The organism is Collinsella aerofaciens ATCC 25986 (genome assembly GCF_964259375.1).
In the GTDB taxonomy this organism is placed as follows: Bacteria; Actinomycetota; Coriobacteriia; order Coriobacteriales; family Coriobacteriaceae; genus Collinsella; species Collinsella aerofaciens_BO.
This window is the reverse complement of record NZ_CAXVJM010000012.1, coordinates 12,289-33,062: the sequence shown is the minus strand read 5'-3', so window position 1 is coordinate 33,062 and position 20,774 is coordinate 12,289. Positions and strand designations below refer to the sequence as shown.

General features: G+C 45.0%; 16 protein-coding genes. 11 read left to right on the top strand and 5 right to left on the bottom strand.

The annotated features are described in order from the left end of the window. Window positions 1-1,508 (top strand): hypothetical protein (locus ACEXKH_RS06565; RefSeq protein ID WP_373573533.1); only part of this gene is annotated, 1,508 nt, incomplete at its 5' end. Between the two features lie 22 nt (window positions 1,509-1,530). Beyond that, a complete protein-coding gene (locus ACEXKH_RS06560; RefSeq protein WP_199574289.1) occupies window positions 1,531-2,334 on the top strand; it encodes a glycosyltransferase family 32 protein in 804 nt (267 codons plus the stop codon). A 34-nt stretch (window positions 2,335-2,368) separates the two neighbouring features. Here ACEXKH_RS06560 and ACEXKH_RS06555 read toward each other — a convergent pair whose 3' ends face one another. After that, entirely contained in the window at window positions 2,369-3,232 is an 864-nt protein-coding gene (locus tag ACEXKH_RS06555; RefSeq protein ID WP_158567240.1) for a glycosyltransferase family 2 protein, read from the bottom strand. A gap of 62 nt (window positions 3,233-3,294) precedes the next feature. Here ACEXKH_RS06555 and ACEXKH_RS06550 point away from each other — a divergent pair, with 62 nt between their 5' ends. The 3 genes from ACEXKH_RS06550 to rfbB all read left to right on the top strand — a co-directional run bounded on the left by ACEXKH_RS06550 (window position 3,295) and on the right by rfbB (window position 7,151). After that, window positions 3,295-4,818: an oligosaccharide flippase family protein gene (locus ACEXKH_RS06550; protein WP_373573532.1), complete on the top strand. Its 1,524-nt coding sequence runs from the start codon at window positions 3,295-3,297 to the stop codon at window positions 4,816-4,818. A gap of 143 nt (window positions 4,819-4,961) precedes the next feature. Continuing rightward, window positions 4,962-6,068 (top strand): non-hydrolyzing UDP-N-acetylglucosamine 2-epimerase, encoded by a 1,107-nt coding sequence (gene wecB / locus ACEXKH_RS06545; protein ID WP_373573531.1) that lies wholly within the window; start codon window positions 4,962-4,964, stop codon window positions 6,066-6,068. 78 nt (window positions 6,069-6,146) lie between these two features. Beyond that, complete coding sequence (gene rfbB / locus ACEXKH_RS06540; RefSeq protein WP_373573530.1) at window positions 6,147-7,151, top strand: dTDP-glucose 4,6-dehydratase; 1,005 nt, start codon at window positions 6,147-6,149, stop codon at window positions 7,149-7,151. A 68-nt stretch (window positions 7,152-7,219) separates the two neighbouring features. On the opposite strand, the gene ACEXKH_RS06535 is transcribed toward rfbB, so the two are convergent. Further along, complete coding sequence (locus ACEXKH_RS06535; RefSeq protein WP_373573529.1) at window positions 7,220-8,326, bottom strand: glycosyltransferase family 4 protein; 1,107 nt, start codon at window positions 8,324-8,326, stop codon at window positions 7,220-7,222. 92 nt (window positions 8,327-8,418) lie between these two features. Beyond that, entirely contained in the window at window positions 8,419-9,396 is a 978-nt protein-coding gene (locus tag ACEXKH_RS06530; protein WP_373573528.1) for a glycosyltransferase family 2 protein, read from the bottom strand. Window positions 9,397-9,581: 185 nt separating this feature from the next. Between ACEXKH_RS06530 and ACEXKH_RS06525 the strand changes: the two genes are divergently transcribed. Further along, window positions 9,582-10,274, top strand: coding sequence for a glycosyltransferase family 2 protein (locus ACEXKH_RS06525; protein WP_373573527.1), 693 nt, complete (start codon window positions 9,582-9,584; stop codon window positions 10,272-10,274). Between the two features lie 5 nt (window positions 10,275-10,279). After that, window positions 10,280-10,651 (top strand): DUF2304 domain-containing protein, encoded by a 372-nt coding sequence (locus tag ACEXKH_RS06520; RefSeq protein ID WP_373573526.1) that lies wholly within the window; start codon window positions 10,280-10,282, stop codon window positions 10,649-10,651. Window positions 10,652-10,731: 80 nt separating this feature from the next. Here ACEXKH_RS06520 and ACEXKH_RS06515 read toward each other — a convergent pair whose 3' ends face one another. Continuing rightward, window positions 10,732-12,708, bottom strand: coding sequence for a DUF6541 family protein (locus ACEXKH_RS06515; protein WP_373573525.1), 1,977 nt, complete (start codon window positions 12,706-12,708; stop codon window positions 10,732-10,734). A 94-nt stretch (window positions 12,709-12,802) separates the two neighbouring features. Next, on the bottom strand, window positions 12,803-14,833 hold the full coding sequence (locus tag ACEXKH_RS06510) for a DUF6541 family protein (RefSeq protein WP_373573524.1): 2,031 nt from the start codon (window positions 14,831-14,833) through the stop codon (window positions 12,803-12,805). A 103-nt stretch (window positions 14,834-14,936) separates the two neighbouring features. Between ACEXKH_RS06510 and ACEXKH_RS06505 the strand changes: the two genes are divergently transcribed. From ACEXKH_RS06505 to ACEXKH_RS06490, 4 genes are all read left to right on the top strand, one after another. After that, window positions 14,937-17,678: a glycosyltransferase family 2 protein gene (locus tag ACEXKH_RS06505; protein ID WP_373573523.1), complete on the top strand. Its 2,742-nt coding sequence runs from the start codon at window positions 14,937-14,939 to the stop codon at window positions 17,676-17,678. A gap of 44 nt (window positions 17,679-17,722) precedes the next feature. Then, window positions 17,723-18,814 (top strand): LicD family protein, encoded by a 1,092-nt coding sequence (locus ACEXKH_RS06500; RefSeq protein ID WP_373573522.1) that lies wholly within the window; start codon window positions 17,723-17,725, stop codon window positions 18,812-18,814. Between the two features lie 116 nt (window positions 18,815-18,930). Continuing rightward, on the top strand, window positions 18,931-19,653 hold the full coding sequence (locus tag ACEXKH_RS06495) for an IspD/TarI family cytidylyltransferase (RefSeq protein ID WP_373573521.1): 723 nt from the start codon (window positions 18,931-18,933) through the stop codon (window positions 19,651-19,653). Next, window positions 19,646-20,713: an NAD-dependent epimerase/dehydratase family protein gene (locus tag ACEXKH_RS06490; RefSeq protein ID WP_373573520.1), complete on the top strand. Its 1,068-nt coding sequence runs from the start codon at window positions 19,646-19,648 to the stop codon at window positions 20,711-20,713. Before ACEXKH_RS06495 ends, ACEXKH_RS06490 begins: the two co-directional genes overlap by 8 nt. The last annotated feature ends 61 nt before the right edge of the window (window positions 20,714-20,774 follow it).

The window sequence follows — 20,774 nt, the reverse complement described above, 5'->3', positions numbered from 1 at the left end:
CCGGAGACGTCAACATTTGGGTGGACGCCATCGATTCGGCCGGCCGCGTCACCACGCGCAAGTTCCCCGTGCATGTGGACAATAACTTGTCTAATTTCACATCGATTTCCGTGGAGCCCTCTGATGGATCAGTTTCCGCTGGGGATACAGTTGCTATTACTCCCAATCTGATTGTTCGTAATAATAAAGGCGTTAAATATAAGTACGTTTGGATGAGAAACAATTGGAATGAATGGGGCGTTATAGATTCAGGGGAAGGTCTCTCTTCACTAGATTGGGTTGTTACAAAAACCGGGGAGATTTCATTCTATATAGATGTAATTGATACTTTAACTGGACAAACACTTACGTGTAAAAAAGTCTGCTATTTTATCCCGGAAGACTGGTCTTATAAAGGCATATCCGTTTCCAACGCTTTTGTTAAGCCTGGCGATAAAGTGTCCGTAACATCTGAGTGCTCGGGGGATACTCGTTTTCTGAACTATAGGTATGTTTGGAGTAGAAACAATTGGTCAAATTGGGGCATTGCGCAGAATGGTTCCGATGCTTCCCTATCTTGGACTCCTGATAAACCCGGCGAGTATGATATTTATTGTGATGTGAGCGGCTCTGACGGTAAGGTAACTACTCACAGGATTCATATCGGGGTTTGGGACTATTCGAGAATTACAGCTATATCTACTGATGGAGATTACTCATGGGGCGTTCGTGCGGATATGGGGACTCTTGATGCGGAAAAATCTGGACAATTTGAATTTAAATTTGTCTGGGCGAAACCGGATTGGAGTCAATGGGGCGTCCTGAGAGCGAAATCAACCATTAACAATGCGTACTTTAATCCATCCGATTTGGGCTTAGGTTCGGGTTACTATGCTTTGTATTGCGATGTAACCTATCCCGATGGATCAGTCCATACTAAGTCTACGCAGGTTTATTACAATCCGATTGGAAGTTCGACCGTTCTTGGCGTTAGCAGAATTAGCCTGCTGACATGGCTTACTTCGCATCAGTATGATTCTTATTATCTGGGTACGCGTTATTCCGGCGGCTTCTCATATGACACGTGTCTTTATCCCAACGGAAGTCCAAGATGGGATGGCTATACGGGTATGAACTGCACCGGATTTGTTGCTCATGCTTATGCTGCTGTTGGCGGGGATGTTGCAGCGATAGGCAGGAATAACGCACACTCGCCATGGGCCGGCGGGCCTGGTGGGGGAGGCTATATTAACGCTTGGCGCTGGTATGGTTATGCTTGTGACTCAGGGTGCAAGATGTATGAGTTTAGAACGGTTCGCGATATGCTGAATAGCGGTTATGCGCAGAAAGGCGATATTATCTTCTTTAAAACGAATGGGGCTATTGATTGCCATATAGGCTTTTTCTGGGGCGATACCCCTTATGAGAACAAGATGTGGCATCAGATTTTGCCGGGCAATTTAATTGGTCCTTGCTTTAACAATGCAAATAAAAGTGAATATAACCAGAGCGTTGTTTTGATTAAATAGTAGATTGAGTTTGGAGTTTCAGTTGAACGAGAACCATATCCCAAAAGTGATTCACTACATTTGGTTTGGGAATAATGATTTGCCTGAAGAGGCAATCGCGTGTATCGAGTCCTGGAAGAAGTTTTGCCCAGATTATGAGATAAAGCGATGGGACGAATCAAATTTTGATTTATCTTCTAACAATTATGTTAAACAGGCATATGAAGCTAAGAAATGGGCATTTGTAAGTGACTATGCGCGCTTATGGATTCTAGTTAATGAAGGCGGTATCTATATGGATACCGACGTAGAGGTCCTTAAGTCTCTTGATCCCTTTTTGACCAACCGTGCTTTTTCAGGTTTCGAATCGGACGCTTCTGTGCCAACTGGAATTATGGCTTGTGAAAAAGGATTTCCGTTATTCCGGAAGCTTTTGAATGATTACGATGTACGTTCTTTTATTAAAAGCGATGGATCGTACGACTTAACAACAAATGTTGTAGTGATTACAAAAGCTTGTAAGGCCCTCGGACTAAAGCTTGATAATACAATGCAGACAGTTGATGGATTCACACTGTACCCAAGCGATTGGTTTTGTCCCAAGAGTCATGAATCTGGTGATATTCATCTTACTGAAAATTCCGTTACCATACATCATTTTAACGGGTCTTGGATCGATGAGGTTGAGCGGGGTTTGCTGAAAGAAAGGCGTCGTTTCCTCACCCGTCATTCTTGGGTCAACCCAATGCTGGCCGGATTAATAGTACGGCTCCAGTATGGATTTAAAACAAATGACTTCAGGCCTTTGACTTCAGCATTGAAAGCCTTTTTTGCAAACCGGAATTAATTTGAATGGTCTTAAAATAGAGCCTAATCAATGATTAGGCTCTATTCATGTATTTCTTAAACAATGGTTCTAATACTGCGGCAAATGGTATTGCCGGAGAAATGGCGCCAACAGACTTTGCTTTTTTAAATGCAAAAAGGATGCTATCTCCGGCAATCTTTGACCACATTAGATAAAGAATAGTCTCCTTGAATCTCTGTATGAGTGTGTCACTGAACTCTATGCACTGCTTTTTATATTCGGCATAACTTCGTGGATTATTTAACAATAAGCGTTTATAGTTGGCTGTATAACCGTCTGTTAAGTATTCCCCTTTGCATATTTCCCGGTTGCATAGCAGGTGGTAATACTCGTGGTCAATTTGATCAAACTGAAATACTTCAGGAATGAAGCTCTCTCCTTCGGCTATGTAAAAAGGATGTGATTTGATAACGCTCGTTAACGTTGCAATGCAAGTCTCCCCTTTATAACCGTATTTGCTGTAGAGGGATGATAACTTCGCAGTGGTGTTGCTGGGAAATTGATTGTTACGAGCGGACCTGGGCGTAGCAATTCCAATGGCATCCCCTGCATTTTTCCACGCCGTTAATATGAAGTGGACCGCATCAGGTGTGAGATAATCGTCGGAATCAACACACATGAACAGTTCTGAAGTGCATTTTTCTGCAGCTAAATTGCAGGCTCGTTGTTTTCCTCCATTCGCTACCTTTATATATTCGATTTCGATAGCTGATTCCTTTGCAAATGAATCAAATAAGCTCTGCGTTCCGTCCGTCGAGCCATCGTCGACTACAAGCCAATAAAAACGAGAGTCAGTTTGTTTTTTCAAGCTTTCATACAACCGCTTCAAGGTATGTTCTCTATTATATGTAGGTGTAAAAATGCAAAGCTGTTTCACTTCAATGCCTCTATGTTAATTCAGATTTACGTATCTCAAATATGAGTTTGAAAGGTTCCCGTGTGAAGATCGAATCCAGTAGAAAAGCAGGCGTAATTATATCTTATGCCTATTCAATTGTTCAGATTCTTGTTCAGTTGCTATATGTTCCCATCTTATTAAGGGGTATCGGCCAAGCCGAATACGGTCTCTACCAATTCGTTGGCTCCATTATGGCTTATCTTACGGTAATCAATACCGTTCTTGCTTCGAGCGTGACTAAGTTTTATAGCAAGGCATATCTTCAGGACGATTCTGAATTGATGGAAAACACTCTTGCAATTGCGAAAAGACTGTTTTGGATTATCTCGTTCGTTGCGGTTGTCGTAATACTATTTGTGGGGATAATTGTCATCTATTCATACTCGAATTCGTTTAGCACGGCTCAGCTCTACGAAATGTCATTAATGTTTGTTGTTTTGGCCGCAGATATGGTTGTGGTTATGAATAACATCATTAGTATTGCGGTTATCACCGCTCATGAGAATTTTGTTTTTCTGCGTCTGTCTCAATTGGTTACTGCAATTCTTCAGCCCCTGCTCGTGGTCGTGTTCATGCGGCTCTGGCCTTCTGCGCTGCTAGTTACTTGCATGACTTTTCTTACAAATCTTCTCTGTGCTCTAATCCAGCGCATATTCGTATCTAATGTTTTGAAGACAAAGTTCACTTTTCACGGGATGGATTGGAAGCTCGCTAAGGAGATGCTGCTGTTTTCTTCGGCGGTAATATTGGTTGCCTTTTCCGATCAAGTTTTCTGGAAATCAGGCCAACTAATTCTAGGATATTTTTATGGTGCCGACTTAATTGCTGTATTTGCGATAGGTGCACAAATTTACTCTGTTTATATGGTTTTAGGAACATCTATTTCTACTGTATTTCTTCCAAAGGTTACTGATATTGTGCTTCATTCGGTTGATGCAGCTACTGATCTTTCTCGGCTTTTCATCAAAGTTGGAAGAATTTCCTTTTATGTTGCATTTCTTGTTCTCAGCGGTTTTGCGATTTTTGGTCAGGATTTTATTACCCTCTGGGCGGGGCACGACTTCGCTGATGCTTATTGGGTTGCCATGATAGTTATGGTGCCATTTACGGTTGATATCATTCAAAATCTGGGTCTTACAATTATGCAGGTCAAGGATGTATACCAATTTCGAGGCTACATGAATGCTGCAATTGCTGTAATTAACGTATTTATTTCTATATTTCTATGCAGGTTGTTCGGGGTAATAGGTTCAGCCATATCAACAGCTGTTTCAATTGCCATAGGAAATGGCCTTATTATGAACTGGTATTATGCAATAAAGTTAGATATGGACATTTTTCAGTTTTGGAAGAATATTCTATCGATTTTAGTCCCTCTTCTAATTATCTCTTTTGGGTTTAATGCTATTTGGACTTATTTTGATTGGCATGGTTGGTCAGCACTGGTTACTGGAGGATTGATCTATTCACTTCTTTATGCGGTGGTTTCTATTCATTTTTGCTTTGATGCTTATGAGAGAGAGTTCGCTAGAAGATTTGTGGGACCAATTATTCGTAATATTTAGTTTTTCTAAGCGCTAAGGATTATTTCGTGAATTCATTTACCGCGAATCCGATCAAGACGGTCAAACCGATTCGTTGGATTGGGGCACTGTTACAGTTTGATTTGGGTGTCATTGCTATTGATCGAGTTAGACAGGGGAAATAAATGATACGTAAGAAAAGGGTTCTGTTAGTTTTTGGAACGCGCCCTGAGGCAATCAAGATGTGCCCACTTGTCAATGAGCTTAAGCGTCGTTCCGACAAATTTGATACTACCGTCGTTGTTACGGGGCAGCATCGTGAGATGCTTGATCAGGTCCTGCGCGTTTTCAATGTCAAGCCTGATTATGACCTTGCTATTATGAGACCGGGACAGACTCTGTTTGATGTGACAAGTGATGTCTTATTGAGACTCAAGGCTATTCTTGAGAATGAAAAACCTGATGTCGTGCTTGTTCATGGAGATACTTCTACTAGTTTTGCTGCCGCGCTTGCTTGTTTCTACTTGCAGATTCCTATCGGACATGTAGAAGCTGGTCTTCGTACGCATGATATCTATAGTCCTTGGCCTGAGGAATTTAATCGACAGGCAGTTGACATCATAAGTGAATATTACTTTGCGCCCACGGAGAAGAGTAAGCAGAATCTGATTGATGAAGGGAAGTCGACGCAAAAGATTTGGGTCACAGGTAATACCGGTATTGATGCCCTGAGAACGACTGTCTGTGGTACATATTCCCATCCCGAACTAGATTGGGCGAATGGATCTCGTCTAATACTAATTACCGCACACCGTCGTGAGAATCTGGGCGAACCCATGCATAGGATGTTTCGCGCAATACGTCGTGTGATGGAAGAGCATCCAGATACTAAGGCTATCTATCCGATTCATATGAATCCTCTTGTACGTAAGGCTGCACACGAAGAACTCGATGGTTTTGAAAGACTCCATATTATTGATCCGCTTGAAGTGCTTGATTTTCATAACTTCATGGCGGCAAGTTATCTTATCCTTACCGATTCTGGCGGTATTCAGGAAGAAGCGCCTGGTCTTGGCAAGCCGGTTCTTGTCATGCGAGACACTACTGAGCGTCCTGAGGGTATAGAGGCCGGAACTTTAAAACTTGTTGGAACAAAGGAAGATGTCATTTATCGCGAGTTTAGTCGCCTGCTTTCTGATGAAACAGAATATGCGACAATGAGCAATGCGTCTAACCCCTACGGTGATGGTCATGCGAGTGAATATATTGCGAATGTGCTGGAAAATCGTTGATTAATTATTAAATGATTTCGAGTTATCGTTTGATGTTGGCTGGTTCAAAGTGATGTGTGTTTGAATAATGCAAATTCCATGATTAAGAACATCATCGTTACGGGCGGCTGCGGCTTCATCGGCAGCAACTTCGTGCACTATGTCGTGAACAACCACCCGAGCGTCCACGTCACCGTCCTGGACAAGCTGACCTACGCCGGCAACCCCGAGAACATCGCCGGGCTGCCCTCCGACTGCGTGGAGCTCGTCGTGGGCGACATCTGCGACGTCGGGCTGCTGGACAGGCTGGTTCCCGGCCACGATGCGATCGTGCACTACGCCGCCGAGAGCCACAACGACAACTCCATCGCCGACCCGGAGCCCTTCCTGCGCACCAACGTCGAGGGCACCTTCCGCCTGCTGGAGGCCGTCCGGAAATACGGTATCCGCTACCATCACGTCTCCACCGACGAGGTCTACGGCGACCTGGCGCTCGACGACCCCGCCAAGTTCACCGAGGAGACGCCGTATCACCCGAGCAGCCCGTACTCGAGCACCAAGGCATCCTCCGACATGCTCGTGCGCGCCTGGACCCGCACCTACGGCCTTCGCACCACGATCTCCAACTGCTCCAACAACTACGGCCCCTACCAGCACGTGGAGAAGTTCATCCCCAGGCAGATCACCAACATCATCGACGGCGTCCGCCCCAAGCTCTACGGCCGCGGCGAGAACGTCCGCGACTGGATCCACACCGAGGACCACTCCTCGGCCGTCTGGGACATCCTCACCAAGGGTCGCACGGGGGAGACCTACCTCATCGGCGCTAATGGCGAGAAGGACAACATCACGGTCCTGCGCATGACCCTGGAGGCCATGGGGAAGGACCCCGAGGACTTCGACTGGGTCGCTGACCGCCCCGGCCACGACCGCCGCTACGCCATCGACAGCACGAAGTTGCAGCGCGAGCTCGGCTGGAGGCCGGCGCACACCGACTTCGTCGAGGGCCTGAGGGCCACCATCGACTGGTACGTCGAGAACGAGTCCTGGTGGCGCCCAGCCAAGGAGGCCACCGAGGCCCGCTACAGGGCACAGGGGCAGTAGTGGGCCCTGTAGTATCATGGTTTTGATGGGTTGAGGGCAACGGGGGATTAAATTGCCGCCTGATGCCCTCAATTATTGTTGGTAGACAGCGTATCTAGGACATTCGTGCATAGACTCAAGGCAGTCTGACTCCATGTGAATCGCGAACAGACTAGATCATGAACATTATGAGAGTGCTCAATAAGTAAATCCGGGTTTTCGAAATATACAAGGACAGCCTTTTGAATAGAGTCAATTGCACAGTCTTGCAAAACTGTACCGAAATTGCTTTCGGGAATGATATCGGATGCGCCTGCGCAATTACTAACTACGATTGCGCATTTTTGAGCTGCAGCCTCAAGAAGAACGGTTGGCATGCCCTCTGGATATTCACTAGGCATAAGAAAACAGCTAGCATAGCGTAGTAAGGATGACATGTCAGATTCATTTAATCTTCCGACAAAATGGATTCTTTCATTTTGCGCGTTGGACACCGCTGTATTTAATGGGCCACTGCCCGCAATAATCAAATGAATGTTTTTGCCGTGAATGCCGTCGATTGCTTCTATTGCCTTCATAACGCCTTTTTCTTCAATCAGGCGACCGGCATATGCAACAACAAATGCGTCGGGAGATATATTAAGCTCAGAATTCCAGTCTCTATTTGATGCAGATGAGCAGTATGCATCAGCATCAATCGAGTTGGGTATTACGGAATGGGGTGAAAACCCCAAGCTTTTTATCCACTGTAAACTTCGATTCGAAACTGCGCAGGCAACCGGCTTGCTTCTAGAAATGATTTTTGTTGACAGTCCTTCATATAATCGCATGAGATAACCCATTGGACTTATTTCTGTAGACAAGTATCCAGAGCTATGATCAATTAAAACTGGCCGTATGTGCTTCTTTGCAGCAATCCTGCATGCAAGAAGACAGATTGGATAATAGCGAGTGTTGATAATGATGTCGCTAATGGACAGTTTCATTATCTGATTAAAAATCCGGTATGTGCTTGGTATAGGTTTGATAACAGGAAATCTGTCATTCATTAGAGACAACGAGGGTACCTCGATTAAAGAGATGCCGTTGTCACTAGTGATTCCGTAGCTTCGTTCTGAATTGGAAGAAGTGAGTATAACAACTTCGTTGCCAAGTTCAGTCAATTTTTTGGCGAGATTTTCAGTGTACCGTTCCACTCCTCCCATGTGAGGGGAGTAGTATGCGCTGACAATTAATATTCGTCGCATAGTTATCCTTTGTGTTAAGTGGCTGGTGTTATTAGGGGGAATTACAGCTTAGAAATAATGTAGTATGCAGGCCAGTCAAGGTGTAACTTCTGCAATCCCAGCATCACCCCTACACCTAGGCGAATTTTTAATGTCTGGCCTTTTGGTTTTAGAATTCCTATGTGAGGATTTTTTAGATAGTTCGGGAAATTCTTTCTTGCATGTGAAAACACAAAAGAATGCTTTGATCTCATTAGCTTTGGTCCGCAACCCCTATTAAAAACAACCAAGGCATTGATCATGTTTGCTAAATAGGTGTATTCAATAACATCGAATCTGCTTTTCGGAAGTTTCGAGAGATCGTGGCTCTGAAGGAAAAGATCAAACATTTCCGCCATGATTTTCTCATGATTTTTCTTGTAGTTCATTGAACCAGTGATGGATTGGCGATTGAAGTAGTAATAATAGCCCTCGTATGGAATGATTTTCACTTTTGCGTTGCAGTAAAAGGCACAGAGGCTAAAGTAAATATCCTCACCGCAAGGGACACCAGTAAAGCCCAGTTTGTTTTCTTCGATAAAGGACTTTTTAAAAAGTTTTGCGCATGCAATCGCATAAGTTGTCGTACTCCATACGCTGTTTGATATGCGATGCCTTTTCAGTTTGCCATCAATATCCCTTATGAAACCTCCTGCGATGATGTCGTAGTCGCCATCATCGGCTGCTTGAAGATAAGTTTCGATATAATTGGGAGCGACATAGTCGTCGCTATCTACAAAGAAGACATATTCACTGCAAACATGCTCGAGGGCTCTTTCCCTTGTTCGTCCAAGTCCTAAATTGCACTCATTATTTATAACTCGAATTCTTGAGGGGTATTTCTCTTGGTATTCCGCGAGAATGAGATCGCTATTATCGGGACTGCAATCATTTACGCAGAGAACTTCATAATCAGAGATAGTCTGGTGAACGAGACTATCGAGACAGCGACTAAGGTACTTTTCAACGTTATAGACTGGGACGATAATTGTCGCTTTCATTTGAACTCCTTATCTCAACGGTAAAGGACGATTGTTGCATGAATGGGCTATGCCCGTTTGTTTCTTATCGTATATGCCAATGCGATAGGAGTGAATATATAATAAGCGTATGATTCAGCTACTTATAAGATATATTGAATGGCTGTTCAGGTTCTACTGATTTACCACGAGAGAATGGTGCTCGATTGTCGTCTAAATCGAATGTGCTTGTTGCAATTCCTGCATATAACGAAGAGGAGTGCATTGAAGGCACGGTGAAAGAGCTCCGCTCGATTGCGCCAGAGTTTGACTTCATTATTATCAATGACGGCTCTCGAGATCGAACGGGCGAGATTTGCGACTCGTTACGCTGCGAGGTCATTACCATGCCAATTAATTGCGGCCTTACAGTTGGTTTTCAGACTGCAGTTCGATATGCCGTTGATCATGGATACGACTATATGATTCAGTTTGATGCTGACGGACAACATCGCCCGGAGTATTTGGCTTCTCTTGTTGAGAAAGCGGAACGCGCTGGATCCGATATCGTTATTGGTTCCAGGTTTCTTACTATTCGCAAAGATAAATCGATGCGTATGCTAGGCTCGCGCATGATAACAGTGCTAATCAAGATGCTGACAGGGCATCGCATCAGCGATCCGACCTCGGGCTTCAGATTATTTAGCCGTCCCGTGCTTGAAAGATACTATTACGACAACACTCTCAATCCCGAACCCGAATCAATCGCTTTGTTTTTAAAACAAGGATACTCGGTCTCCGAAGTTCAGGTTTCAATGCGTGAACGCCAAGGTGGAGAGAGTTACTTAAATCCCGTTAAGTCAATGCAGTATATGCTTAGAGTGTTTGCTACGCTGCTGATAGTTCAATGGTTTAGGTGATTGTTGTGTCATTTACACTTCGCGTACTTTTGGTTTTTTTTGCATTTGTTGTCTTTTATTTCGTTATCCGGAAATTGAAGAAAGCGCAAATGCAGGTTCTGGATTCATTGTTTTGGCTTTTGTTTAGTACTAGCTTTGTTCTACTCGGTGTATTTCCTGATATAGCGGTGCGTATCGCCGGCCTTTTGGGGTTTATGTCTGCCTCGAATTTCGTTTTTCTATACGTGATAGCCGTTTTAGTCGTACGTGATTTCACCATTTCTGTAAGACTCGCTAAGCAGGAGGAGCGATTGAATTCTCTTGTGCAGGCAGCTGCTTTACATTGGAATAGCATTGATTCCAAATCTTCCAATAGTGATTTTAATCGCAATGATTAGGGTGCGTCATTGCCTTGGATTATTTTGTTAATTATCCAAGGCAATGACTTTGCAATTATGCGATTACTAATATTTAAACATCAGTAATCTATTAAATACAGTCGCATTTCGCCTTCAGAGATCAGGCAAGTGAATCCAGGGGTTTCCTCAGTGATGTTAAGAATGCCCTTCCATTCATTTGAATCAAAGTAACCAACATTTACGGTCTCATCAAGTATAAGCACATAACGAGCGTCAGTTTTCTGTATTGCCTCTAAGACGTCATTGTTTTTTGAAGCCTCATAAAGTGATGCTTTAAACAGCTCGTATTCCTTATAAGGCGTAGAGTAAAATTGACGAGAGATCACATTTATGTTGTCAGATGCATAAAGCCATATGCTCCCGTCTGAGGGGATATTGATTACAGTCTCATTTCCAACGATTTGTTTTACTTTGTCAACAAATCGCCTTTCTTCGGGCGAGATTGAAACTCCCGATGTTAACGAGTAGTTGACTTGTATCTGCTCACAGAGATATTTGTAGTTATTTTTGCTGTATGAAATGGTTTTTGGGTAAGCGAAAACCATGAGGACGGCCATGAATAGGACGAACACAGGTATCAATAAATCAACAGACCCTATTTTGTCACGATTAAATAAAGGTCGAATTATTAAATTAATACTTTTGCATAGCCCGATTGCGGCGAGCGGCGTGGCGGCTATCGCGAGCACTCCATCTAGTCTGATAATTCCTGAGTACCAGAAGCCGCAGATAAGCTGACGAAGCGGATGGTTCAATGTCATGCATGCGAACGCTAGCATGGCAACTAATATATATGATAGAGACATCCATCGATATCTAGTGCTTGCGAAGGCAATTACAAATCCAATGCCCACTAATAGTCCAAGTATGGGTTGCGCATTGACGGACTGTCCGAATTTTAATAGAAGAATGTTCTTAATGGCCTCTACTGGCGTTGCGATTGGCTCTCTATATACGCTGACGATAGGCTGGATAAAAGGTAGGGAATACACTAATAGCCAGAGGCCGATAATTAGTCCAAGTACTAGAGCCGAGGCTAAAAAGCGTAGGTCGATTCTTTCGGAATAGTGCCCCGCTGTTTTCCACGAAAACTGGATGATTAATGGGATGCAAATTACGCCAGCAGAGAAAACCGCATTAGTCTGTGACCCTAAAAGAGCAATGAATGATATAAACAATATAATTATCGCGCTTGGTGTGGAAGACAGTGTATTTGCTTTTGACTTTTCGATTGAACCTTTGTTTGAAAGGTAAATGCTTGTAATTAATTGATAGAACGTAAAGAGAAACCCTGGTAATAGCGCGTTTGATAGTAAATTAGAATCGAATTGCCCCACAATCAAAAAAGCCCAAGGAAAATAGGAAAATAGGCTACATGTAACTCCGCCTGCAAAAATGAGACCCTGCTCGTTTTTAAAAACGGAAGAAAGAAAAAGCCATGTTGAGAGGGGGTACACAAATGCGCAGATAATGAAATTAATCGCATTGTGTGCAACGATGATATTCGTGTTTGATAGTCCGCCTGCAACGGCGGTAATGATGTGCCAAGCAGCGGGATAGAATATGCCCTCTCCTGCGTTCATTAAGTCTGGGTATTCGGAGGCGTGTAGAATCGAATACCTGCCCGAATCGAGCATGGCATTTGCGCACGACAAATGGAAAGTTGTATCGGTCTGCACCGAATAAGATGTCGGCCCGTCTATATTTCGAAGGAATATTAAGACCGTCAGGGCTGTACCCACAAGTACATAAGTTGATAGAGTTGAATACTGGCTGGTATTCAGTGCCGATCTGTTTCTTCTAAATAGCATGAATAGCGTGAGGCTAAGCAATAAAACTAGCAAATATATTTGGAGCGCAGGCATGCTAATTTGATATGCAATTAAACCCACAACTATGAATAGTGCAACAGATGCTGCCGGCGAGAAAGCGATTGCTTGTAAAGGGTTACTAAATAAGGTCCGTCCGATGAAGTAGCCCGGAACAATTATTGTTAAAATGCCGCAAAGAAAAGCAGCTATAAAAGATGCCCACATGAGTACGGTCTGCCCTTTCGACTGTATAGTGCTTGTAGCCTTTTGAATCGATCGGTATCAATCTTTTCGTTGTAACGTCTTATGGCGTGCTTTGCTAATTAATGATTTTATATAGTGCCATATCCCCTGTTTGTAAGATCAATTCGAAACCTGGCGTTGCTTCGCTAATCGAGAGAATTCCCGTCCAACGTGACTGCTCAAAAGCCGGATACCATGCTTTCATGGTTCCCTCGTCTTCCTCAAGACTGAGCACATACTGAACATCCTTGTCGCGGACGTTTTTCTTTGTTGAACTTGAACTCACGTAGTTGCAAAGGTTCGACCGAAGATCAATGGCCCAGCTGCTCGTGGTTAATTCGGTATAGTTTTCATCGTTGCAGAATAGTAGATTAAGGTTAGCAATGCCTTTTGCAAAGCAGCTTCCATCGTATGGGGTGTTAGCGATTACGGCATTCGGACCAGTGATCGTAGCGACTTTTTTCAAGAATTCAATTTTGGACTCAGTTAGAATTGCTCCTTCATCAACCCTTGTAAATCCCCTCATGTTTGCGGTCATGGTCGAATAAGGAGTGGTAATTTCCGCGACACCTCGGATGGCAAAAGAAGGTAGGGCAAACACAATAAAGATCGTGATGACCGCGGCGATGCTGACGAAGTAAGACTTGCTTCCCATGGCAAACCGATTAGCGATCGCCTTAAATGTCTTCAAGAGCAGGGTGAATCCCGAATATGCCATGGGAATGGAACAGAAGGCTAGCATCGCCGCTACTCTGTACGGGTCGGTGTACCAAAAACCTGTCAGCACATGTTTAATGACGTTGTCGCCAAAACCTGCAGCAACGACATATAGAACCATTGCTAATAAGCATGAAACAACTGGCCAATATTGGTTTTTTTGCAGTAACTGTAAAAGTCCTGCCGCGCACAGCAATGCCATAAAGACACTTGCCGGTTGAATTGGATAAGCTATAAAAAGACAGTCAGCCATCGATTGCCAAATAGTGCTTATCGGGCTCCAATAATATGAAACTACGCCCTGAAAAGATGGTAATTTATATAAAGCAATCCATATCAATGAGATAGAAATGGTTGCAATGGAACCGGTAATTAATCTCGCCTTTTTTATTCCGATCCTATTTGCAATTTTCGTTTCACAGCCATGCTTGGAGCAGATCCATACGGTATAGGGAATAAGAAATACGGCACACATGAAAATGCCGTTGGGCTGCGTGACGCTTATTCCTCCGCAGCACAGAACAAAACCGGCGATTTTGGTTGGCCTATAAGCGCTTGAAGCAGTTGTCGCATCGATAAATAAGGCGGCTGCAGCTGGGACAAGGCACATTGTGGCGAGATTTGGAAATAGAGGCCATACTGCGAGCAGCACCCAGGGTGATGCCGGTAAAACCAGAGAAACGATGGCTCCGGTGGCGACTCGCAGCTTGGATTCATTTGGAAATACTTGGCTAATTAAGTAATAAGATCCTATGGGCAGCGAAATGCCGATAAGAGTGAAATTAACTACATTTGTCCCAATTCCTATGTTGGTCGATGCCAGTGCGCAGGTTATAGAGGCCGGGATATGCCATCCAAGGGGATAAAACCCTCCGGTCTGGGATAAATAGGGGTTGATCGATTGCGAAGTGCCTATTCCATACATAGATACGTTTAGTGTCGACCAATCCGTTGAGTTGAGAAGGCTGCGTATGTAGGCATAGTGACGAATGTTGTCTTCGGATTGCGTTAAATGGGACCAGTCTGCCAAAGAGTGTGAAAAGAACCAAAAGGCAAAGACGAAGCCGGTACTTACGCAAATTAATAGAGGTATGAAATCCTGTCCATTAATCTTAGCTATGGAAGGATTTGCCCTCCTGGTCTTTGAAACAATCAGCAAGCATAGAGAGATGCCAATTGAGAGTAAAACTGTGATAGTAAATATGCTAATCGCTGAGATGACAATATGCAATTTTGAACATAAGATGCCAACTAACACATATATAAATATACTCGTCGGGGGTGCCGCTGCGGCAGTCGCCGCTGGGTTGTTAAAGCGGTTGTTCCAAATGATGCAGCCAGGAAGATAGAGGACTGCAAGTGCAATGAGGAACGCTGTTAGAGGAAACAAAGGGATTCTCCTTTATGAGCTTCTCGGTCAATGGGTTTTATCTAATTATACGAAGTGGATGATAGTATTAGACCCGTAGTATTCGTTACGTTAACGGTGGTCTATGTTGAAAAATCCTAAAGTTTCGATTTTGGTGCCGATTTGCAATGTTGAGCGCTACTTGCGTGAGTGTCTTGATAGTCTGGTAAATCAGACCCTGCGTGAAATTGAAATCATCTGCATCAATGACGGATCAACGGATTCATCCTTGTCGATTATTCGCGAATACGAGCGACGAGATGAGCGTATCGTAGTAATCGATAAGCCCAATAGCGGGTACGGCGATTCGATGAACAAAGGCATTGAACTTGCTCGTGGCGAGTATATCGGAATCGTTGAGTCCGACGACTTTGCTTCCCTCAATATGTTCGAAACGCTTTATAAAGAAGCGGCTAAAAATGATCTCGACATCGTTCGTTCAAATTACTATGCCCATCGTACGGGAGAGGACTCGTCGTGCGATTATCTGGTCGAAAATCTTGCTGCCTGCGGTTCGTACGACAAGGTTTTTCATCCAATCGATAATCCGCGCGTCTTTATGTGTCAGCCTGCAATTTGGACAAGCATTTATAAAAAATCGATGATCGATAAGGAAGAAGTGCGTTTCCTGCCTACGCCAGGGGCTTCGTTCCAGGATACGGCTTTCTATTTCAAGGCATTTTATGCAGCAGACAGAGTCAAGCTGCTTAAAGATGGATATCTCCATTACCGCATCGATAACGCCAACTCTTCTGTAAAGAATCAGAATAAACTCTTTTGCGTGTGTGATGAATACGCTGAGGTTTGGGATTACGCCAAACGAGACCACGATAAATTTCAGATTATTAAGTACTGGATTCCCCGCCAACAATACGAGGGCTATCTCTGGAATCTAAATCGTCTTGCTCCTGAGCTGCAACAACGTTTTTATCCCCGATATGTCGAGGAATTTAGTAAGATTAAAGCAGCGGGTCTAATTGATTCCGATCGATTCGACTCGCGCACCTTGGCTCGCTTAAATAGAATGACCAATGATTCTGAGGCTTATTTCTTGGAGCAATATGGGTCCACTGAGCCTAGGCGTTCCATCTTAGTTTGCTGCAACGCGCTTTCGGTTGCGGACGCAAAAACGTCCGTGCGTGCTTTGCTCGATAAGTTATCAAATGATGACGAGGTATTTGTTGTCTCGCCTGATTCTGACTCCCTTGTATTTGAGCTTAAAAATGAACTTGAAGGAATGGGCAGACTTCGCAGCGACGCTGACGTTCTTCAGCATCGCCTTCTGGGTCATTGTGATGCGGACGCGTGCCGTGCTGAGAACATTTCCCTTGTTGCCCTTGCTGCGAGAGACGCCAATTTTGACGATCTTGCTGCTACCGCTGATGGCGAAGATGTTTATTCGACTGATGGTAAGAACTATGCCCTTCGAGACGTTGAGCTGCGGGTCGAGGGTTCTTCTACGCTTGTAACGGCTGCGTTGTGTGCAATTGCGAAGCTTGATCTAAATCAAATTAAGCAGTTCCCGGCTAATTGGGCGACTTTGCTTTGTTCTCCTTGTGCGTCTGAAGCTGGAGCTGGGGCTTTCGACATTGCCATAGATGATGCAAAAGAAATGGCATGCTGCTTGTTTGACATGTCTGAGCCCTATGAAAAGGTGCGACTGCTTTACGGACAGCTCCTCTCCGTGTGGTCTTCGGTCCGTAAAGGGTATTCGGCTCTCGATTGGGACCAGGCTTGCCGTTTGCGCGAACAATACTATTCCATGGCTAGCGTTGATGCACTGCTTACTCCTCATACCGACTCGGACAATTCGCCTTTCTTGTCCGTAGTCGTCCCCGTATACAATGTTAGTAAGTACCTCGAAGAGTGCCTGGATTCTGTGATCCAGCAGTCTTTTAAAGATTTCGAAGTATTGCTTATTAACGACGGTTCAACCGATGGGTCTTTGGACCTGCTGGAAGAGGCCGCATCTCGTGATTCGCGTGTTCGCGTCTTGAGTCAGTTTAATTGCGGCGCTGGATCTGCCCGAAATAGAGGTATTGAGCTGGCTAGGGGCAAGCGCATTATTTTCATTGATCCCGATGACAAGTTTGCCACTGACCATGTGTTTTCCGATTTGATCGATGCGATGGATAAGTCGGGAGCTCTCATCTGTGGCGGCTCTCTTTCATTGCTTAAGCCGTCCGGCAAGACTAAGTCTGAGTTTTCATTTGACGAGTCTTTCTATCATGTTTCGAGCGAGCGCGAAGTGCCTCTCGAGGAGATTTGGACTGACTACGGTTGGATTCGTTTTATGTACGACTCGTCCTTGTTTGTCGACGGCAAGGTTCGTTTCCCTCAACTGAATTGGTATGAAGACCCCGTCTTTTTCTTGCGTGCAGTGGAGAAGGCGGGTGGCTGTAAGGTCGTTCCGGTTGACGTGTATCACTATAGGGTCGGCTACAAAGAGACCGAATGGACCGTTGCTAGAGTCAGGGACATGCTTTGGGGTATGGGGCACAATCTTGCTGTTGCTGATGGACTGAAAATGCACGAACTTTATGTAACGATTGCCCATCGCTTTAACCATGACTACTCAGATGCCATTTTAAAACAGATTAAGGATCCGGGTGTTTATGAACAGCTCGTTGCTATTCAAGCTTCTATCAACCATGGTCTGATAAATGAGCACTCTGCATACGATGAGCCCTATTACTATCTGTTGCCTTTATACGGAGATCGAAAGAAACGAGCGGTTGCTGTTGAGAGGCTTGCCCATAGAATTGCTGAGTCCAAGACGTATGTCTCTGTCCAACGTCTTATTTATAAGTTGACTGGACGCGGCTAATATTTTTTATCCCGATTGGAAATTGGTATAGAGGTTGTTTGGTCATGAAGAATTTTGTTAAGAAACTTCTGCCTGTTTCTTTATCACGCTTTGCGTTACTTTCGAAAGACGTTGAAGATATTAAGGCAAATATGTTAACGGCTTCCGAGGCGCGCTGTATTCACGATGAACTGCATTGGGATGTAAGCGTTCAGCTTCTAAATGAAGTTAAAGCACTGAGGGGCGATCTTAAATCCCATGACGAGAAGGCCATGCTTTTTGCCTGGGAAGGCTATCGCAAGGAAGGAGAGTCGCTCATCGAAGCCAAAAAGCGCTTCTTCACAACGCTCCCCGCTGCCACGGGTAGCTTGAGGCTGCTTCAGCTTGGGTCGGCTAAGTTGCTGGCTGACTTTGACTCTCTATGCAGGGATAACGACATCCCATATTTCGCCACCTGTGGAACACTTCTCGGTGCGGCGCGCCATGGTGGTTTTATTCCTTGGGATGACGACATCGATCTTGGAATGATGCGTGAGGATATTGAGCGCTTGATTGGTCTAGTTCAATCTTGCGACCGATTCCGTGTTTCTGTTGCTTTTGACGGGTTTGTCCAGTGCCGTCAGGTGAGATTCCAATACGCAGACGACTCTATCCCCGTATTCTTGGACATTTTTATTTTTGACTGGGCGACAACCGACAACGTTGAGATCTACGACCGGCAACTTCAAATTCGTGAGGCAATGGTCGAGTGCATGCGCAGCGACTCTCGTCTTTCGTCTTGGATCGATAAGTCGTGCGTTCCTGCTGCTGATCCTCATATGGACATCGTCGATTCTTTATTTACGAATGCGATAAATGAGGAAAAGGCAGTCGGTCTTGTATGTGATAAGAATAACGCGGAGGCGGTTATTTGGTCGATTGACAACACTGTTGGCGTTGACAACTTCCACTGGGTTTCTCCACTAGACGAGATATTCCCTCTTATCGACCTTGAGTTTGAGGGGATGCAAATCAAGGCGCCCTGCAAGTACATGGAATTGCTAACAAAGCATTATGGCGACCCTTTTAACCTTCCAAATGATATTGCTTCCCATTTTAAGCATACTGATGTTGCTGATAGCGCTACCGATAGTGCGCTTCGCCAGCTTCTTTCTTAATAAATAAATGTGCATCCATGTATTGATTACATATAAAACGCCTCGGTTCGATCTTGTATGTCCTGGAACGACCCTTTTTGAGGCAGGCACCCACTCGAGAGAAAGTAGGGTAAATCATGGCGATTTGTGCAATCATTATCGCTGGTGGAGTTGGCTCGCGTATGGGGCAGAAGATCCCCAAACAGTTCATTAACGTTGGCGAGAAGCCCGTTATTGTTTATACACTGGAGGCTTTTCAGAACCATCCTCTTGTGGATGCAATCGAGGTTGTATGCTTGGATGGATGGGAGCAGGCTCTTCTTGCATATGCGAGACAATACAAGATTGATAAGTTGAAATGGGTCGTTAAAGGCGGAACATCGGGTCAAGAGTCTATTCGTAACGGCGTGTACAATCTCGAGGGTAAACTCTCTGAGGATGATATTTGCATCGTGCACGACGGTGTGCGGCCGATGCTCGATCCCGAGGTTATTACCGATGTTATTCGTGTGGCGAAGAGTCATGGGAATGCCGTGACAAGCATGCCCTATAACGAGCAGATTTTTATCATTGATGAGGAGGACCCAACCACCACCACGCAGTATATTCCGCGTGAAACGCTCCGTCGTGTTTCAACCCCACAGGCATACCGTTTCGATCTCCTTGACGCCAAGTATCACGAGGCGTTCGAGAAAGGCGTGGGAATTGACGGGTCTAACTACACGAACACGATGATGGTCCAGCTGGGCGTTAGACTTAACTTTGCCGCTGGTTCTGACAGGAATATTAAGCTCACTACGCCCGAGAACCTTGAATTCTTCCGCGCATGGGCTGCGGAGAAAGAGGCTCGTGATGAATAGATTGGCCTGCACTGAATACGTTGCCGATCTTGATGCCGTATGCAATCTCGATCTTCCTTGGAATGACCTTAAGGGGAAGACGGTTGTTGTCTCCGGTGCGACCGGAATGATAGGAGCGTTTTTCATTGATGTTCTGATGCGAAAGAACGAGACGGCTGAATTAGGTTGCAATATATTTGCGTTGGGCCGCAGTATTGAAAAAGCCCGCCTGAGACTTCCGTACTTTGAATCGTGTCACTTTTCGTTTGAGGAGGCTTCTGTTTCGTCCGCTGGCTATCGTCCGACCTGTTCAGCTGACTTTGTTTTGCACCTAGCGAGCTCCACGCATCCCCGTCAGTACTCGTCTGATCCAATAGGTACTATTCGTGCGAACGTCGACGGGCTCCAGAACCTGCTTGAGTTCTCCGCCGACAGTGGCGCTAGATTACTATTTGCTTCGTCCGTTGAGATTTACGGCCAGAATCGCGGTGACGTTGAACGCTTCGATGAGCAATATTGTGGAGATATTGACTGTAATACTTTGCGTGCGTGCTATAACGAATCCAAGCGTTTGGGCGAAGCCATGTGTCAGGCATATCGTTCCCAGAGGGACGTTAAGGCCGTAATTGCGCGCATCGCTCGTGTCTACGGTCCGACTCTGTTGAATGACGATTCTAAAGCCTTATCCCAGTTTATGCGTCGATCTCTTGCCGGCAAAGACGTTGTGCTCAAAAGCGAAGGGACGCAAAGGTTTTCCTATCTGCACGTTGCGGATGTTGTGTCTGGCCTACTGTACGTGATGTTACTCGGTGTAGATGGCGAGGCTTACAATCTTGCCGATTCGGAGTCTGATATCGCTTTGAAGGAGCTTGCCGAGCATGTTGCTATAAATGGAGGCGTAAACGTTGCCTTCGATTTGCCTGATGCTCGGGAGGCGGCGGGTTATTCTGTAGCTACGTTGGCCCTTATGGATGGCTCAAAAGCTCGAAGTCTAGGGTGGAGGGCTCGCTATAATATCGACAATGGTTTGCTGTCGACAATGGAGCAGATGCGCAAGTTGGATTGGGTGGCGTTGAGTTAGTTACCTTGGCGACGACTCGTGGGGAGTCTGCATGCCGAATCATAATGCTGCTAGGCGCGCT

What these genes read in the sequence shown, in the direction of transcription:
- ACEXKH_RS06505 (WP_373573523.1), top strand. Translation starts at nt 14,937, where the DNA reads ATGTTGAAAAATCCTAAAGTTTCGATTTTGGTGCCGATTTGCAATGTT.
- wecB (WP_373573531.1), top strand. Translation starts at nt 4,962, where the DNA reads ATGATACGTAAGAAAAGGGTTCTGTTAGTTTTTGGAACGCGCCCTGAG.
- ACEXKH_RS06500 (WP_373573522.1), top strand. Translation starts at nt 17,723, where the DNA reads ATGAAGAATTTTGTTAAGAAACTTCTGCCTGTTTCTTTATCACGCTTT.
- ACEXKH_RS06515 (WP_373573525.1), bottom strand. Translation starts at nt 12,708, where the DNA reads ATGTGGGCATCTTTTATAGCTGCTTTTCTTTGCGGCATTTTAACAATA.
- ACEXKH_RS06490 (WP_373573520.1), top strand. Translation starts at nt 19,646, where the DNA reads ATGAATAGATTGGCCTGCACTGAATACGTTGCCGATCTTGATGCCGTA.
- ACEXKH_RS06530 (WP_373573528.1), bottom strand. Translation starts at nt 9,396, where the DNA reads ATGAAAGCGACAATTATCGTCCCAGTCTATAACGTTGAAAAGTACCTT.
- ACEXKH_RS06495 (WP_373573521.1), top strand. Translation starts at nt 18,931, where the DNA reads ATGGCGATTTGTGCAATCATTATCGCTGGTGGAGTTGGCTCGCGTATG.
- rfbB (WP_373573530.1), top strand. Translation starts at nt 6,147, where the DNA reads ATGATTAAGAACATCATCGTTACGGGCGGCTGCGGCTTCATCGGCAGC.